This is a genomic window from Mycobacteriales bacterium (assembly GCA_036497565.1).
Taxonomy (GTDB): domain Bacteria; phylum Actinomycetota; class Actinomycetes; order Mycobacteriales; family QHCD01; genus DASXJE01.
In genome coordinates this window covers 1-14,807 of sequence record DASXJE010000201.1, presented here as the reverse complement: position 1 = coordinate 14,807, position 14,807 = coordinate 1, and the positions used below count along the sequence as shown (strand labels likewise).

Annotated in this window: 17 protein-coding genes; 8 read left to right on the top strand and 9 right to left on the bottom strand. The window is 69.2% G+C overall.

Translation table 11 applies throughout. The features are described 5' to 3' along the window. Nucleotides 1-180, top strand: a 180-nt coding sequence (locus VGH85_16660; GenBank protein HEY2175439.1) for a hypothetical protein, incomplete at its 5' end; no start/stop codon positions are given. 16 nt (nt 181-196) lie between these two features. Here the strand turns inward: VGH85_16660 and VGH85_16655 are convergent. Further along, nucleotides 197-2,299 (bottom strand): AAA family ATPase, encoded by a 2,103-nt coding sequence (locus VGH85_16655; protein HEY2175438.1) that lies wholly within the window; start codon nt 2,297-2,299, stop codon nt 197-199. 110 nt (nt 2,300-2,409) lie between these two features. Here VGH85_16655 and VGH85_16650 point away from each other — a divergent pair, with 110 nt between their 5' ends. Further along, a complete protein-coding gene (locus VGH85_16650; GenBank protein HEY2175437.1) occupies nt 2,410-2,820 on the top strand; it encodes a RidA family protein in 411 nt (136 codons plus the stop codon). Nucleotides 2,821-2,840: 20 nt separating this feature from the next. Here VGH85_16650 and VGH85_16645 read toward each other — a convergent pair whose 3' ends face one another. Genes VGH85_16645 through VGH85_16630 form a run of 4 tightly spaced genes read right to left on the bottom strand, consistent with a single transcriptional unit; the run spans nt 2,841 to nt 4,791 of the window. Then, nucleotides 2,841-3,137, bottom strand: a complete 297-nt coding sequence (locus VGH85_16645; GenBank protein HEY2175436.1) for a UBP-type zinc finger domain-containing protein — start codon at nt 3,135-3,137, stop codon at nt 2,841-2,843. Between the two features lie 9 nt (nt 3,138-3,146). Further along, entirely contained in the window at nt 3,147-3,455 is a 309-nt protein-coding gene (locus VGH85_16640) for a DUF6510 family protein (protein HEY2175435.1), read from the bottom strand. Further along, nucleotides 3,455-4,210, bottom strand: a complete 756-nt coding sequence (locus VGH85_16635) for a ferredoxin reductase (GenBank protein HEY2175434.1) — start codon at nt 4,208-4,210, stop codon at nt 3,455-3,457. Before VGH85_16635 ends, VGH85_16640 begins: the two co-directional genes overlap by 1 nt. Continuing rightward, nucleotides 4,180-4,791 carry a sulfite oxidase-like oxidoreductase gene (locus VGH85_16630; protein ID HEY2175433.1) on the bottom strand — a complete coding sequence of 204 codons (612 nt, stop codon included), beginning with the start codon at nt 4,789-4,791 and terminating at the stop codon, nt 4,180-4,182. The genes VGH85_16635 and VGH85_16630 overlap by 31 nt, the downstream gene beginning before the upstream one ends. A 75-nt stretch (nt 4,792-4,866) precedes the next feature. Here VGH85_16630 and VGH85_16625 point away from each other — a divergent pair, with 75 nt between their 5' ends. Further along, nucleotides 4,867-5,634: a DUF427 domain-containing protein gene (locus tag VGH85_16625; GenBank protein ID HEY2175432.1), complete on the top strand. Its 768-nt coding sequence runs from the start codon at nt 4,867-4,869 to the stop codon at nt 5,632-5,634. A 517-nt stretch (nt 5,635-6,151) separates the two neighbouring features. After that, complete coding sequence (locus tag VGH85_16620; GenBank protein HEY2175431.1) at nt 6,152-6,637, top strand: carbonic anhydrase; 486 nt, start codon at nt 6,152-6,154, stop codon at nt 6,635-6,637. Between the two features lie 7 nt (nt 6,638-6,644). Here the strand turns inward: VGH85_16620 and VGH85_16615 are convergent, their stop codons facing one another. After that, a complete protein-coding gene (locus VGH85_16615; protein ID HEY2175430.1) occupies nt 6,645-7,742 on the bottom strand; it encodes an enolase C-terminal domain-like protein in 1,098 nt (365 codons plus the stop codon). A 288-nt stretch (nt 7,743-8,030) separates the two neighbouring features. Between VGH85_16615 and VGH85_16610 the strand changes: the two genes are divergently transcribed. The 3 genes from VGH85_16610 (at nt 8,031) to VGH85_16600 (ending at nt 10,593) form a co-directional block, all read left to right on the top strand. After that, nucleotides 8,031-9,233 (top strand): DUF2252 domain-containing protein, encoded by a 1,203-nt coding sequence (locus VGH85_16610; GenBank protein HEY2175429.1) that lies wholly within the window; start codon nt 8,031-8,033, stop codon nt 9,231-9,233. 26 nt (nt 9,234-9,259) lie between these two features. After that, a complete protein-coding gene (locus VGH85_16605) occupies nt 9,260-9,880 on the top strand; it encodes a cation transporter (protein ID HEY2175428.1) in 621 nt (206 codons plus the stop codon). Nucleotides 9,881-10,146: 266 nt separating this feature from the next. After that, nucleotides 10,147-10,593: a hypothetical protein gene (locus VGH85_16600; GenBank protein HEY2175427.1), complete on the top strand. Its 447-nt coding sequence runs from the start codon at nt 10,147-10,149 to the stop codon at nt 10,591-10,593. Between the two features lie 7 nt (nt 10,594-10,600). On the opposite strand, the gene VGH85_16595 is transcribed toward VGH85_16600, so the two are convergent. Then, nucleotides 10,601-11,707: a hypothetical protein gene (locus tag VGH85_16595; protein ID HEY2175426.1), complete on the bottom strand. Its 1,107-nt coding sequence runs from the start codon at nt 11,705-11,707 to the stop codon at nt 10,601-10,603. Between the two features lie 49 nt (nt 11,708-11,756). Between VGH85_16595 and VGH85_16590 the strand changes: the two genes are divergently transcribed. Then, nucleotides 11,757-12,326, top strand: coding sequence for a hypothetical protein (locus VGH85_16590; GenBank protein HEY2175425.1), 570 nt, complete (start codon nt 11,757-11,759; stop codon nt 12,324-12,326). Here VGH85_16590 and VGH85_16585 read toward each other — a convergent pair. Both VGH85_16585 and VGH85_16580 read right to left on the bottom strand, forming a co-directional pair. Continuing rightward, the gene (locus VGH85_16585; protein ID HEY2175424.1) at nt 12,234-14,081 is read right to left on the bottom strand and encodes an APC family permease; all 1,848 of its coding nucleotides are present in this window, start codon (nt 14,079-14,081) and stop codon (nt 12,234-12,236) included. The genes VGH85_16590 and VGH85_16585 overlap by 93 nt on opposite strands. 144 nt (nt 14,082-14,225) lie before the next feature. After that, nucleotides 14,226-14,807 (bottom strand): DUF222 domain-containing protein (locus VGH85_16580; GenBank protein HEY2175423.1); only part of this gene is annotated, 582 nt, incomplete at its 5' end.

Sequence of the window (14,807 nt, the reverse complement as noted above, 5' to 3'; positions counted from 1 at the left end):
TCGGTGGCCGCCGGCCTGGCCTTCCTGCTGCTGACGCTCATCGGCGGCGTCGACCTGGCGGCCACGTTCGTCGTGGACGGCTGGGGCAACCTGCTGGCCGTGCTGCTGGGGCTGGGCATCGCCTGGCTGTGGTGGGGTCAGCCGTTGCTGCACCGGCGTCAGCATCTGTCCGAAAAGTAGAGCCGCCGCCGCGCCGTCACGAGCCGCCGACCCGCTCGAGCCAGTCCGGATCAGTGCTGACCGTGACGAGACGCTGCGTCGCGCGGGTGAGCGCGACGTAGCGGAGGTGGTCGCCGTTCTGGGTCGGTCCGCCGAGACGTGACGGTTCGACGACGACCACGCCGTCGAACTCCAACCCTTTGGCGTCCAGGCCGTCGAGGACCTGGACCCGGGTGCCGCCTGTGTCGCCGGTCCAGTCGAGTACGTCGGCGCGCAGAGCGATCGGGGTGATCACCCCGATGTCGCCCTCCACCTCGTCGAGCAGCCCGACCACCGCAGACCGGACGTCCGCTGCAATGGTCGTGGCGGAGGTCAGGGTGTGCCGTGGATGGTGCCCGGTCGAGCGCACCGCCCGGGGCAGCCTCGCGTCCGGTGCACCGGCCCAGGCGATCCGCGCGGCCAACGCGAAGATCTCCTCGGGGTTGCGGTAGTTGACGTCGAGATGGAAATCGCGGCGTTCCCCCTGCCCGATCGCCTCATCCATCGCCGCGCGGGCATCGGCGTCGTCCTCGGGGCGCGACGACTGCAACGGGTCGCCCACGATCGTCCAGCTGGCCCGTCGGCCGCGGCGTCCCAACGCCCGCCACTGCATCGGGGACAGGTCCTGGGACTCGTCGACGACGACGTGCGCGTAGCCCTCGTCGAACTCGTCCGGAGGCTCCTCGTCCTCGGCCGGCCCGGAACGATCCGACACCGGCACCGGTCGGCCGAGCAGATGGTCGAGCTCGTCGATCAGGGCCACATCCGCGACGGAGGGAATGCCACCGCCCGCCAGGGATTCCAGCGACCCGGCGAGGGTGTGGACGTCCTCGACCGGAAGCACCCGACCGGCCGCCGCAGCGAGCCGGTCCGGGTCGGCGAGCCACCCGAGCACCGTCGGAGCATCGACGACCGGCCACCACTCGTCGACGAAATCACGGAGCACTCCTCGCTCGGCGAGGTCGTCGGCGAACTCCTCCTCGGTCAGGTCGGCGGGACCGAGGTCGTTGGCCGTGAGCTTCGCCCACAGCGCACGGGTCAGCATTGCCGGCGCGCGCGAGCGGGCGACGTTCGGCCGCCGCTCGCGCGCCAGGGTCCGCCGCCGGACCTCGATCAGCGCGGCGGCGTCGAGGTGGAGTACGTCGCCCCGGTAGGAGAACCGCAGCCGATCCGGCGCTCCGGGGGGCGGGGCGATCGTGGCCTTGCGCAGGATCTGCGCCATCACCGACGACCCCTTCAGCTCCGCGACGGCCGGGTCGTCGCGATCGGCCGCGGTGATCCCGTCGACCAGGTCACCGACCGACCGCAACGTCGCGGCCGATTCGCCGAGCGACGGCAGCACCCGCTCGATGAACCGCATGAAGGCCGGGGACGGCCCGACGATCAGCACGCCACCGCGCTCGAACCGCCGCCGGTCCTGGTAGAGCAGGTACGCGGCCCGGTGCAGTGCGACCGCGGTCTTCCCGGTCCCGGGCCCGCCGCTGATCAGCGTCGCTCCGTCGGCGGGTGCCCGGATGATCTCGTCCTGCTCGGCCTGGATGGTGGCGATGATGTCGCGCATGCCCCCGCTTCGTGACCGGGACAGCGACGCCAGCAACGCCCCGTCTCCGATGACCCGCATGTCGCGGGGAGCATGCTCGGCCGCCAACAGGTCGTCGTCGATCCCGATGACCCTTTCCCGGCGGCAGTTGATGACCCGGCGGCGGATCACTCCGTGGCGGTCCTTGGCGGTCGCCCGGTAGAACGGCGCGGCCGCAGGCGCCCGCCAGTCGATCACCATCGTGTCGAAGTCCTCGTCGCGCAGGCCCATCCGACCGATGTAGCGGATCTCCGCATCGTCCATGTCGAGTCGGCCGAAGACGAGACCCTCATGGGCGACGTCGAGGTCGCGGACCCGGCGACTCGCCTGGTAGACCAGCGCATCGCGTTCGAAGAGCGCCGAGAAGATGAACTTCCCCAACTGCGCACGCCGATGTCCCTCCGCGGCCAGCTCCCGCGCCTCTTCCCGGACCTCCGCGACTCGGGCATAGACCCGGTCTACATGCTCCTGTTCTCGTCGGATCTCCTCATGCAACGGCCCCTCGTCCGGCTGCCCGCTCACTCACCCGTCCTCTCGAGTCCACTGAGGACAGTGTGAACGGTGCCCCGGTCGAGAAACAGTCTTGATCTTGCCTGCGCAGGCTGCGCATAGTGGAGGGGAAGGAAGTGACGATGACCGAGCCGGGGCCCGTGGAGCTCATTCGTTCGACCGACCTCGCCGACCGCGCGCCGTACGCTTACGCCGCCGTCGCGCGCGATGTCACCCGACTCGTCTTCACCGCGGGGGCGTGCCCGCTCGACGACTCCGGCGAGACCGTCGCCGTCGGGGACGTCGCCGGCCAGGCGGAGCAGGTCATGGCCAACCTGCGGACCGCGCTCGCCGCGGCGGGTGCCGACCTCACCGATGTGGTCAAGACGACCGTCTACGTCGCCAGTTCCCGCCGGGCCGACCTCGTCGCCGCCTGGGACGTCGTCAGCCGGCACTTCGGCGACCACGATGCGCCGTCCACCCTGCTCGGCGTCGCGGTGCTCGGCTACCGGGATCAACTCGTCGAGGTCGAAGCTGTCGCAGCTCTGCGATGAGGCCCGTTGTCCCGGGTCGGTCAGGGGTGCGCGGGGCTGGGAGCCGCACCCGCCCGCTCGAACATCACGTCGTCGACGTAGCAGTAGTACCACTCCTCGCCCGGCTCGAAGGACTGGATGAGCGGGTGGTCCTCCTCGGCATGGAAGTGGGCGGTGGCGTGCCGGTTCGGGGAGCTGTCGCAGCACCCGATGTGGCCGCAGGCGACGCACCGGCGCAGGTGGACCCAGCGGGCACCCATCGCGAGGCACTCGACGCAACCGTCACCGCTCGGTGCCGCGTCGTCGACGGCGGGGATGTGGGCGCAGATCTCGGCCATGGAATGTCCTTACACAGAGTTGGTCGGAAGGCGGTCGGTCGGAAGGGCGACTGTGAGCAGTCTGGTACCGGTCATCTCGAACCGGATCGTGCCATCGCTGTCGGCGTAACGGAGGACGACCGCGGTGCAGTTCCGGCAGCGGACCACGAGGGCCGGCGCGTCGGCGTACAGATCGTCCTCGGCCAGCGGGCCGCTGCTCCCGCAGCTCGCGCAGGTGGCCACGGCCGCGGTGAGGTCGACCGTGAACAGCTCGGCGAGCGGCCCTCCTGCAGCATTGGCGTCCAGCCGCCGGTCGGACACATTTTCGGGGTCGGTCATCACGGTCCTCCACTCGCTCCGAAGCGTTCGGTCTTGACCCGGCCTGGATCGTGACCGAGGTCGATCAACCCGCGGGCGACGGTCTCGACGAAGGTGGTCGGGCCGCACACCAGCACCTGCGGCCGCCGGTCGGGCGCAAACGTGCGCTCGGCCAGGAGCGCCGAATCCACCCGGCCGGTCGGCCCGGTCCATCCGTCGGGCGCCCCGCGGGTGAGCGTCACGGTGACTTCGGCGTCGGTCGCGTCGCTGCCGGGCTCGCCCAGCTCGGCCCGACCGATGATGTCGTCGACCGTGCGCGCCGAATACAGCAGCCGCACCGGGACCGAGCTTCTCGAGGCGCGGTGGTGCCCGAGCATCGCGAGGAACGGCACGACCCCGGAGCCGCCGGCGATCAGCTGCACAGGGCCGTCGGGCGCGGCGGGCCAGACGAAATACCCGCCGATCGGCCCCCGGAGCTCGAGCAGGTCGCCCGGTCGCAGCTCCTCCGTCAGGTACGGCGACACCTCCCCGTCGTCCAGCCGTTCGACGACCAGGTCGACCGCCTCCCGCTCGGGCGGCGACGCGAGGGAGTAACTGCGCTGCGCGGTGTAGCCGTCCGGCGCGGTGAGGCGTACGTCGACGTGCTGGCCGGCCCGGTGCCCGGTCCAGTCCGGTGGGCGCAGGGTGAGTCGGCTGGCACGCGGGGTCTCGTGCCGTAGCTCGAGCACCTCGGCGCGCTGCCAGCTCAGTCGCCGGCGTACCGCTGTTCCCGCCACGGGTCTCCATAGTTGTGGTAGCCGAAATTCTCCCAGAACCCGGGCTCGTCGGCGGTGGTGAGGGTGAGCCCCCGGATCCACTTGGCGGACTTCCAGAAATAGAGGTGCGGCACGAGCAACCGCGCCGGCCCGCCGTGTTCGGGGTCGAGCGGCTCACCGTCGTAGGTGTCGACGACCCAGGCCTGGCCGTCGCTCACGTCGGCCAGCGGAAGGTTGGTCGTGTAGCCGCCGTCGCTGAACGCCAGGACGTACGCGGCGGCCGTTTCCACCTCGGTGAGCAGAGTGTCGACCGACACGCCCTCCCACCGGGTGTCGAACTTCGACCAGCTCGTCACGCAATGGATGTCCACCGAGACCGGTTCGCGGGGAAGCGCTCGAAACTCCTCCCAGCTCCACCGCCGGCCCTCGTCGACCTCTCCCCGCAGGCTGAAGTCCCAGCGGTCCAACGAGGTGTGCGGGGTCGGGCCGGCGGACAACACGGGGAACCCGTCGCCGACGTCGTACTGCCCGGGAGGGAGGCGGCCGGCCGGGGCCTCTTCCTTACGGCGACGGCCGGTAAATCCACGCGATATGAACGACATGCCGGGCCCCCTCTTGTCGCGGCCCCTCCACCAAAGCAGGCTAACCGCCATCTTGGCCCGATACTCTGATACTCGATGGAGGACTATCCGCAGAACATCGTGCCGGTCAACCACGTCGAGCCCGTTCCGCGTCGGGTCAGGGCGTATCTCGCGGGCGAGAAGGTCCTGGACACCACCCGCGCTCGCTACGTGTGGGAATGGGCCGGTTATCCGGAGTACTACATCCCGGCCGACGACGTGCGGGCCGACCTCCTGGTCTCCCGCCAGCACAGCCAGCAGACCCGCCGCGGCCCGGTGCAGTTGCAGGATCTGCAGGTGGGCGACACCTATCGGCCCAGCGCCGCGAAGCTGCTGGTCGAGACCGACATCGAGGAGCTCCGCGGCACCCTGCGCTTCGATTGGGACGCTCTCGACGGCTGGTACGAGGAGGATGAACAGGTTTTCGTCCATCCGCGCAATCCCTACACCCGGGTTGACTCGCTCCGCTCCACACGATCGGTCCGGATCGAGCTCGACGGTCTGGTCCTGGCCGAGTCGACCTCACCGGTGCTGGTGTTCGAGACGGGGCTGCCCACCCGCTACTACCTCAACCGGACCGACGTCGACTTCGGACATCTCCTCCACACCGACACGGTCACGCGGTGCCCGTACAAGGGGACGACAAGCGACTATTGGTCGGTCCGCGTCGGTGAGGTGATCCATCCGGACCTCGCCTGGTCCTACAACTTCCCGACCCGCGAACTCCTGCCCATCGCCGGGCTGATCGCCTTCTACAACGAGAAGGTCGACACCGTGCTCGACGGGGAGCGGCTCGACCGCCCGGTCACGCACTTCTCGTCCTGACAGGGGAGCTACTCGGTCAGAACTGGAGGGGTTGCGCGGACCACTATGTGCGGTAGCTTACGCAGATCAGGTGCTCCGGCCCGAAGTCCAAGGGGGGTGACCGGATCACCGTTCGGCGAGTCTGTCGATTTGTGGCTGTGTGCGCGACCACGGGGTGCCGGTGCGTGAGATTCCGGCCGTGCGCTCGGTGGGCGGACGGTGGACCCTGTAACCGGGCCCCCGGTCGCGCGAGGCAACGCTCTCGTGTGACCGGGGTTCGTCGCGTTCGGAGTGCAGTTGCGTGGGAGTCCCACCCGGCGCGCGGCCGCGGCGGTGGCCCGCGTGGGGGGAGGGTCAGACCACCGCCGCCGTGCGCGGAAAGAATATCGAACCGAGCCTGGATTTCTCCTGCATGGCAGGATTTCCCGGTTTTTTTGGCGGTGATCATCGGGCGGTCCGCCGGGCCCGGTCCCGGCTGCTTGCGTCAGTCGGCGTGCTCGGGTTGAGTAATGCCTACCGAGCCGATAGGAGTTCCCCGATGACGGTGACCGACGACCTGCTGGCGAACAACGCCGAATTCGCTTCGACCTTCTCCGGGCCACTGCCCATGCCGCCTGCGAAACATGTCGCCGTAGTGGCGTGCATGGACGCCCGGCTGGACGTCTACCGGATCCTCGGGTTGAAGGAGGGCGAGGGGCACGTCATCCGCAACGCCGGCGGGGTAGTGACCAGCGACGTGATCCGATCGCTCGCGATCAGCCAGCGGCTGCTGGGCACCGAGGAGGTCATCCTCATCCACCACACCGACTGCGGGATGCTCACCTTCAGCGACGACGAGTTCAAGAAGACGATCCAGGACGAGGTCGGGATCAAGCCGGACTGGGCCGTCGAGGCATTTACCGACCTGGCCGAGGACGTCCGCAACTCTGTGCGCCGCATCGAGTCGAGCCCCTTCCTGCCGCACACGAGCTCGGTTCGTGGCTTCATCGTCGACGTCGCCACCGGCAGGCTCAACGAGGTATGAGCGCGAATCAGTCGGGCAGCGCGCCGTCCGGAAGCGGGATTCCGAAACCCGCGGTCATCGGCACCTGCAGCCGTCCGGACTCGAGCCGGTAGCCGCCGGTGTCGACGCCCACCACCGTGCCCGGCACCCCTTCGACGGTGAGGACGTTGCCCAGGCCCGCCCCGATCTGCGCGGCATAGAGGGTCTTGAGCGGGTCGCCCCATGCATGTGGCGAGGCGGCCACCCCGGCGTCGAGCACCGCCGGCATGATCTTCCGCCACGCCGTCAGCCCGTAGGACACGACGTCCATCAGTAACACGTCGATCAGTCCGTCCGCGGCCAGCGGCAGGAGTGCTGCGACATCCGGCCGGGCCTCGCCGTCGGCCACGAGTGTCGGCGCGGCTGTGTCGCGCAGGAACGCACGAAGGCGGGCCAGGTCCGCGCGGTCCTCGAGGAAGGGCTCCTCCAACCAGAACAGCTCGCAGTCCTGCACCGCCTGCAGATACTGCAGGGCGTCGGCAACGGTGAACCCGTCGTTGGCGTCGGCGAGGAGATCGGCGTCCGGGTACGCCGCGCGCACCGCGCGGGTGACCTCGATGTCGCGCGCGAGCCCGGCCGCGCCGTCCATCCAGCGGTGTCCACGGCCGATCTTCAACTTGAACGAGCGGTATCCGGCGGCGTGGTCGGCAGCGCAGTTGGCCAGCACCGTGTCGACGGCCCGGTCGGGTGTGACGTCGAGGTCGTCGAGGTAGATCGCCCCGTCGTAACAGGCCAGGACGCGCTCGCCGGCTCCGCCGAGCAAATCGTGCACCGGCAACCCGAGAATCATCCCGGCCAGGTCGTGCAACGCGTAGTCCAACGGCAGCGCCGTCCCCTCGACCACTCCGATCGACGGGTCGATCAGCTCGTCGATCGGCCGGCCGACGAGCGCCCGGGTCGGCTCGACCGGACCGAGGGCGAGCCCCCAGCCGGTCGTCCCGTCGTCGGTCGTCACGGCCACCGCCGTGCTCGTCGGGCCGTCCCCGTGTGCGCCGAGCCGCGCATTGCGGCCCACCGTCCGCGGGTAGCGGCTCACGACCTCGAACGTGTGTACCGATGCCAGCCGGTAGCCGCCGATCGAGCCCACAGTCGCCTCCTCCTCAGCGCGGGTGCCAGGTCACTGCCGGGATCCTAGGGTCAGAAATTAGTGCAGCGGTTAACTCTCGTTTTCCTCGACCAGGTGCCCGGCGGGAGACATGATCAGCAGTAGACCGAGGTGCGGGGGTGTGTGATGAGCCGTCCCAGTGCAGCAGATCGGCGTGCGGCCGGCCGAGCGATCCGTTCCGAGGTTCCCCGCTCGGCGCACGGAGAATGGCGCCCACCGGACTCCCGGACCGATCCCGTCCAGGTGCTAAGAGGCGCCGAGTCCGAGCGGGTGCCCGACCTCCTCGGGCTCCGGCACACCCGGATGGCGGCGTCGCCGTTCGGCTTCCTCCGGGGATCGGCGGGCGTGATGGCCTCCGACCTCGCCACCACCGCGCAGTCCGGTCTGCGGGTCCAGTCCTGCGGCGATGCACACATCGGCAACTTCCGGCTGCTCGGAACCCCCGAACGCAAGCTCAACTTCGACCTCAACGACTTCGACGAGACACTGCCCGCGCCGTTCGAATGGGACCTCAAGCGACTCGTGGCGAGCGCCGTGGTGGTCGCCCGGCACAACGGGTTCTCCACGGCGGCGTACCGACGCGTGGCGGACAGCATCACCCGCGAATACGAGAGCCGGATGGCCACCTACGCGCTCGAGTCGTGGCTCGACGTCTGGTATTCCCACCTCGACAGCGTCGAACTGGGCGGGATCCTGAAGCGGGCCGAAATCGACGCGGAGCACTACCGCCGGGCGATGCGACGGATCCGGAAGGCGCGCAAGAAGGACCACCTGCGGGCCGTACGCCGGCTCACCACCAGGGTCGACGGGGTTCCCCGGCTGATCGATGATCCGCCGGAGCTCTTCCACACCGACCGGGACGACGACCTCGTGGCGCAGACGGCGAAGGCCTACCGCAGCACACTCCCGCCCCATATGCAGGTCCTCTTCGATCGCTACGAACTGGTCGACTACGCGATGAAGGTGGTCGGTGTGGGCAGCGTCGGCACCCGGTGCTGGGTGGTGCTCTTCGACGGTGGCGACGACCTGCTCGTCCTGCAGGTGAAGCAGGCCGGGACCTCGGTGCTCGAGCCGTACGCCGGACCGAGCCGCTACCGCCATCACGGCCAGCGGGTGGTCCAGGGCCAACGACTCATCCAGGCGGCCGGCGACATCTTCCTGGGGTGGACGCGCGGCCAGGTCGAAGGTGTCGACTACTACGTGCGGCAGCTCTGGGACATGAAGGGCAAGCTCGACACCGACGGCATCGACGAAGACTCCCTGACGCTGCTCGGCGACCTGTGCGGGTGGACGCTCGCGCGTGCCCATGCCCGCAGCGGCGATCCCGCTGCGATCAGCGGCTACATCGGCAAGGGCAACGTCTTCATCCGCGCGGTCACCGATTTCGCCGTCGCCTACGCCGATCAGACCGTGCGCGATCACGAGCGCCTCTGTGCCGCAATCCGGGACGGCGAGATTCCCGGAGATCTCTGAGTTCTCATGCTGCGCGGGCTGCCGTCATGACTGAGATCGATCTAGATCGGCTGCGACGCAAGGGATTCGTGCTCTTGGGTACCAGCATCATCTGGACCGTCATCGTGGCCGCCGTCGCACTCACGGCCGGTGTCTTCGCCTCCTCGGTCGCCTTGATCGGACTGGGCCTGGACTCCGGGATCGAGTTGTTCTCCGCGGCGATCGTCATCTGGCAGCTGCGCGGCGTCGATGTGGATCGCGAGACCCGGGCCATCCGCCTGATCGGGATGGCGCTCTTCGCCAGCGCCGTCTACCTCCTCGTCGAGAGTGTTCATGAGCTCATCGGCAACGAGCACCCCGAACACTCCGTACCGGGCCTCGTGATCTCCGCCGCCGCATTGGCGGTCATGCCGGTCCTGTCGTTCTCGAAACGCCGTACCGGACAGTCATTGGGGAGTCGCACTCTCATCGCGGACGCCGTCGAGACATTGATGTGCGCCTACGCCGCGGCTATCGCCCTGCTCGGCGGGGGCCTCGACACCTGGCTCGGCTGGTGGTGGGCGGTCCCTGTCGCCGGGCTCATCATGGCCGGTATCGCGATCGTGGAAGGTGTCGAGGTCTGGGGACACCGGACAATGTCCGGTGCCGACGGCGGGGCTCAGGGCTAGGTTCGCCCGAGGACAGCGGTTCCGTGGGCGTCGATCGCCGGGTTGGCGTGTCGACTCGGCGCTGATCGGTGAGATGTCTGCCTTACGACGGCATCCGCACCGGGCGTCCCGCGTCGTCAACCAAAGAGCCCTATCGCCATGGGTATCGACCGCTCCGTGCGCCGATCGGCCGGTCGCACTGTGCTCGGTGGCGGCCCGCCGATGCTGCCCATCGGCGGTGGTTCGGGCAGGGCGAACCAAGGATCCTTGGCCAAGAGGTGGGGGAGATGTGGACTAAGCGCATAGCGGCACTGGTGTTGGGTGCCGCCCTGGGGATCTCGGTGGGCGTAGTCGGTTCGTCGGCTTCGGCCGCGACCGGCGACCGGCCGACGAACGTGGCGGCAGTGAAGGCGGGGGAGCGGGTGCAGCTGCACAAGGACGGGACGTTGACCGTCGCTGCACGGCTGCGGTGCAAGCCAGGGTGGGTGGCCGAAGAGGTTTCTGCGACCCTCGGACAGGGCCAGGCGTCGGCCAGCGGGTTCGCCGTCGTGGCTGTGCCTTGCGACCGTCGGTGGCATCGGGTGACGTTCGACCTCGGCGACAGTGCCGGCACGTTCCACCCGGGGCGGGTGACGTTCAACTTCCTACAGTTCCTGGTGACGAACGCATCCAGCGGGGACTCCGCGGGTGCGCACGACAACGGGGCGCACGCTCGACTTCGGCTCGCCTGCTGAGGGAGCGTTACCAGCGGATGTCGAGGTAGGCGGCGCCGTACGTGGTGAGAGCCTGCAGCGCCGAGCCAGCGGGGGGCGACCCGTCGTCCGGGAGGAAGCTGACTCCGCACCGGGCGTTGTACGCCAAGACCCAGGTGACTGCTGCTGCTGCGTTCTGTTGCTCGGCCCGGCTGAACGGGTGTGATCGGGCGTCTTCGTAGTCGCGCAGAAATGCCGCTACCTCGTCCGGCGTCGGAGAGTCGGCGCAGACCACGCCACCCGAGGTGAAGTCCCCGGCGGAAACCCCTACCACCACCGCTTCCGGCGCTGCGGCAAGGCTGTCCCAGTCGTAGGAGGAACTCACCGCGCCGTCGAGGAAGCGGAGGTTTCCGCAGCACCAATCGGCATGCGCGATCGCATCGGGTGGGCCGACCTGCTCCAGCGCGCCGGCGGCGCGGCGGGCGAGGTCGTCGATCCAGGTGAACTCCTCGGGGGTGACGGTGAAGTCGAAGATCGGGTCGTGCGGGGTTGGCCACGGACCGCGCTCGTAGCGACTCCATGCGGGCGCACCGGCGATGATGGCGTCGACCGGCGAACTGCGCAGGAGGTCGCGCTGCGCGAACAGGGCTTGTGCCATCGCACGGCGGATGGTCGGCTCATGCCCGTTGCCCGGTTCGCCGTCGGTGCGCAGCGTCTCGATCAGTGCGGTCCGGCCATCGGTGGCGGCCGGCCCGTCGAGTGGGTCAGGACACGGGTACCCGGCGTCGGCGAGCCGTCGTTGGCACGCCGCGACAGCACCGAGATAGGGCAGGTCAGCAGGGTCGCGGTGAACCTTGATCGCGACCTGCCGTCCGTCGCTGAGCGCGCCGCCATAGACCGCGGCGATTCGTCCGGTACGGAGCAGGATGCGGGAGAGATCGACGCCGAGTCGGGCTCGCAGGTGCCGGGCGAGCCAGTCGTCGATCTGGTCGCGCTTGCCGGTCCCGAAGACGGCCCGCTCGATGCCGCTCGCCTCGTTGTCGTCGATAACAGACGAGGCTACGCTCAGGTGGATCGATGCAGCCCGCCCGAGCTGGATGCGCCGATACGGGCCCGCGTTAATGGGACGTAAATATTTCGGCCTCCGCCGTAACAATGGTGTGAGAATTCCGCCCCGCGAGGTCCGGCAGTAGTGCACTGGTCACGTGGCCGATCAGTTGCACATGCAGCGTCCCGGACTCAGCCGACCGGTGCTGTCGCGCGCGGACGATCCGCGGTGGCGGGAGCCGGCGCTGACCACCGGTCTGGGGATCGCGGGTGGTTTCTTCCTGATCTCCGTCGTGACTGCGCTGCTGGTCGCCCTGGGCCTGCATGTGGACGCTGCGTCCGATCTCGGAGTCCTCGCCGCCGCGACCGCCGTCGTCGCCGTGCTCGGTTCCCTGCCGGTCGCCCTGTTCGCGGCCGGATTTTCCTGGCTGTGTCTGAACGGCTTTCTCGTCGACCGGTTGGGCGTCCTGCGCTGGCACGGGCTGGTGGACGGTGGGCGTCTTCTGACCCTGGTCGCGGTCGCCGTTGGCGTGGTGATCGTGCGATCGGTCGCGGTATCGGCGTATTGCTGGAACCGCGCACGCACGGGAGCCTCGTGGTCGGACGCGGTGCCGGGACCTGCCGCGTGGTCGCCGTCAGGTGAGCCGGTACGGAACGACGGCGACGACCGCGTCGGTGCGGGAGCGCAGCGCGGCGGCGAGCACAAGTCCACGCTGGTTGTGAAGTAGCCGGTATCGCCGGCGCCGGGGTTCGACCTCGGCGAGTAGCACGGCGACCTGGCGGCCGGCGTCGAGCTGGTGCTGGACGTAGCCGACTATCGGTGTGACGAGCGTGCGGTGCGGGCTCGGCAGTATTCGCAGCTCCACAGCGGGCAGCCATCGCTCCCATTGGGCGCAGAGCTCCCGCGTCGCGTCGGCGTCGATGCCCACAGCAATCGGCACTACCTCACCGCCGAGTCGGAAGGCCACCTGCAGCGCGAACTGGGACAGCCGGCTGACGGACACCACGGGGACGACGACGATCGACCCTCGGTCGGTCTCAGTCGGCGGCGTCGCACCCGTCGGCGGCGGGATCGGCTCGCCGAGGCCGAGTTGGTGGCCCACGTAGTCGTAGTAGTGCTCGATGCGGGTGAACAGCAGGATCAGTGCCGGAATGATGATCAGCAACAGCCAGGCGCCCTCGGTGAACTTGCTGGCCAGGAAGACGACCGCGGCGATGGCGGTGAGGACCGCGCCGGTCCCGTTCAACGCCGCGCGGCGCAGCCAGCCGGGACCGCGGGTATCACGCCAGTGCCGTACGAGACCGACCTGGCTGATCGTGAACCCGATGAACACGCCGATCGCGAACAGCGGGAGCAGGCGTTGGGTGTCGGCACCGATGGCCAGCAGCAGAATCGCGGCGAGCAGGGCGAGCGCGAAGACACCGTATCGAAAGACCGGACGTTCGGCGCGGAGCGCGAACAGATGCGGTAGGCGGTTGTCCTTGGCGAGCAGGCTCATCAGGACGGGAAGCCCCCCGAAGCTGGTGTTGGCCGCGAAGCCGAGTACGAGCGTGACCGTCACGTTGGTGACGTAGAACGGCCAGCCGGTCCCGAATGCGGCGGCGGACAACTGCGCCAGGGTCGTGACATCGCCGCGCGGTACGACGTGGTGCAGCTTGATCAGCGCGCCGAGCCCGATGAGCATCGATCCCAGCAGGATGCCCAGCCCGAGTTCGGTGTGCTGGGCCCGTTTGGCTGCGGGGGTTCGGAACGCCGGCACGCCGTTGGCGATCGCTTCGACCCCGGTGAGCGCCGAGCAGCCCGCGGCGAAGGCTTTCAGGAGCAGGACCACGCCAAGTGCCTCGGTCGGCACGAACGGGGCGAGGTTGGTGCCGATCGTTGCGACCGGATGACTGCGGAGCAGACCGATCACGATGGTCGACACGATCGCCAGGATGAACACGACGGTCGGCAGCATGAGAGCTTTCGCGGACTCCGCAATGCCGATCAGGTTGAGAACTGTCAGGATCACCAGACCGATGAGAGCGATTGCCAACAGATGGTGGGCCAGGGACGGAAAGACGCTGGCGAGACTGGCTGCGCCCGCGGCGAGGCTCACCGCGACGGTGAGGACGTAGTCGACGACCAAGCTGGCCGCGGCGAGCAGGCTGATCCGCGGGCCGAGGTTGCTCTTCGCGACCGCGTACGCCCCGCCGCCGTCGGGGTATACGGCGATCACCTGCCGGTAAGAGATCACCAGCACCAGCAGCAGCAGGGTGATCGCCACCGTGATCGGCAGCGTGAACCGCACCGCGGCCGCACCCGCCGCAACCAACGTGACGACGATCGCCTCAGGTCCGTAGGCGACGCTCGACAACGCGTCCAACGACAGCGCCGCCAGACCGCCCAGGGCCGTCAGCTTGTGCGCATCGTCGCGGTGCTCCTGCCGTACCCGCCGATCAGGGATGTGCTCAGCCAGCTTGCTCGCCCGTTGGTCGGTCATCAGTTGAGTCCTACCCGAGCCTGCTCGTTGGTGCCAGCGTCGGTTAGCCGGTGGGTCGCGATGCAGTAGTCGCCATCATCATGCGTCGTAATCACATCTGAGGGCGGGACATGCGGGTGGAGCGCGCGATGTTGCGCTGTCCGGCTAGCTGGTGGTGACCAACTCGAGTGTGTGTCGTCGCGTATTGCCCGGCGGGTCTGGTCGGTCGGGTGGGTCGGGCATGGCGGGGAGGTGGTGCAGCCGGTTGCGGCGCGGTGTTTGGGTGGGGTCGATCCAGGGTGGGGGCAGGAACTCGGGTAAGCCTTGATGGAGTCGGACCTGCCAGCCGTGGTGGTGGATGGTGCGGTGGTGGTGCCCGCACAGCAGCACCAGGTTTCCTAGTGCGGTGGGTCCGCCGTCGGCCCAGTGGTGGATGTGGTGGCCGTCGCACCAGGCGGCGGGGCGGTCGCAGCCGGGGAACGCGCAGCCGCGGTCCCGGGCGACGAGGGCGCGGCGGATGCCGACGGGGATGGTGTGACTGGCCCGGCCCACATCCAACGGCTGCCCGGCGCCGCCCAACAACACCGGGATCAGCTGCGCGTCGCAGGCCAGCCGCCGGGCGGTCGCGGCGGTGATCGGCCCGCCCCAGCCGAGGTCGGCGGCGCCGAGCTGCTTGCGCAGGGTGTCGTAGTCGAGGGTGAGGGTGACCTGCGGCCGTTGCCCGCCGGAGTCGGGGAGGTCCCCGGT

Coding starts and splice junctions, on each gene's coding strand:
- VGH85_16650 (HEY2175437.1), top strand. CDS start 2,410: ATGACCGAGCCGGGGCCCGTGGAGCTCATTCGTTCGACCGACCTCGCC.
- VGH85_16645 (HEY2175436.1), bottom strand. CDS start 3,137: ATGGCCGAGATCTGCGCCCACATCCCCGCCGTCGACGACGCGGCACCG.
- VGH85_16640 (HEY2175435.1), bottom strand. CDS start 3,455: ATGACCGACCCCGAAAATGTGTCCGACCGGCGGCTGGACGCCAATGCT.
- VGH85_16630 (HEY2175433.1), bottom strand. CDS start 4,791: ATGTCGTTCATATCGCGTGGATTTACCGGCCGTCGCCGTAAGGAAGAG.
- VGH85_16625 (HEY2175432.1), top strand. CDS start 4,867: ATGGAGGACTATCCGCAGAACATCGTGCCGGTCAACCACGTCGAGCCC.
- VGH85_16620 (HEY2175431.1), top strand. CDS start 6,152: ATGACGGTGACCGACGACCTGCTGGCGAACAACGCCGAATTCGCTTCG.
- VGH85_16605 (HEY2175428.1), top strand. CDS start 9,260: ATGACTGAGATCGATCTAGATCGGCTGCGACGCAAGGGATTCGTGCTC.
- VGH85_16600 (HEY2175427.1), top strand. CDS start 10,147: ATGTGGACTAAGCGCATAGCGGCACTGGTGTTGGGTGCCGCCCTGGGG.
- VGH85_16585 (HEY2175424.1), bottom strand. CDS start 14,081: ATGACCGACCAACGGGCGAGCAAGCTGGCTGAGCACATCCCTGATCGG.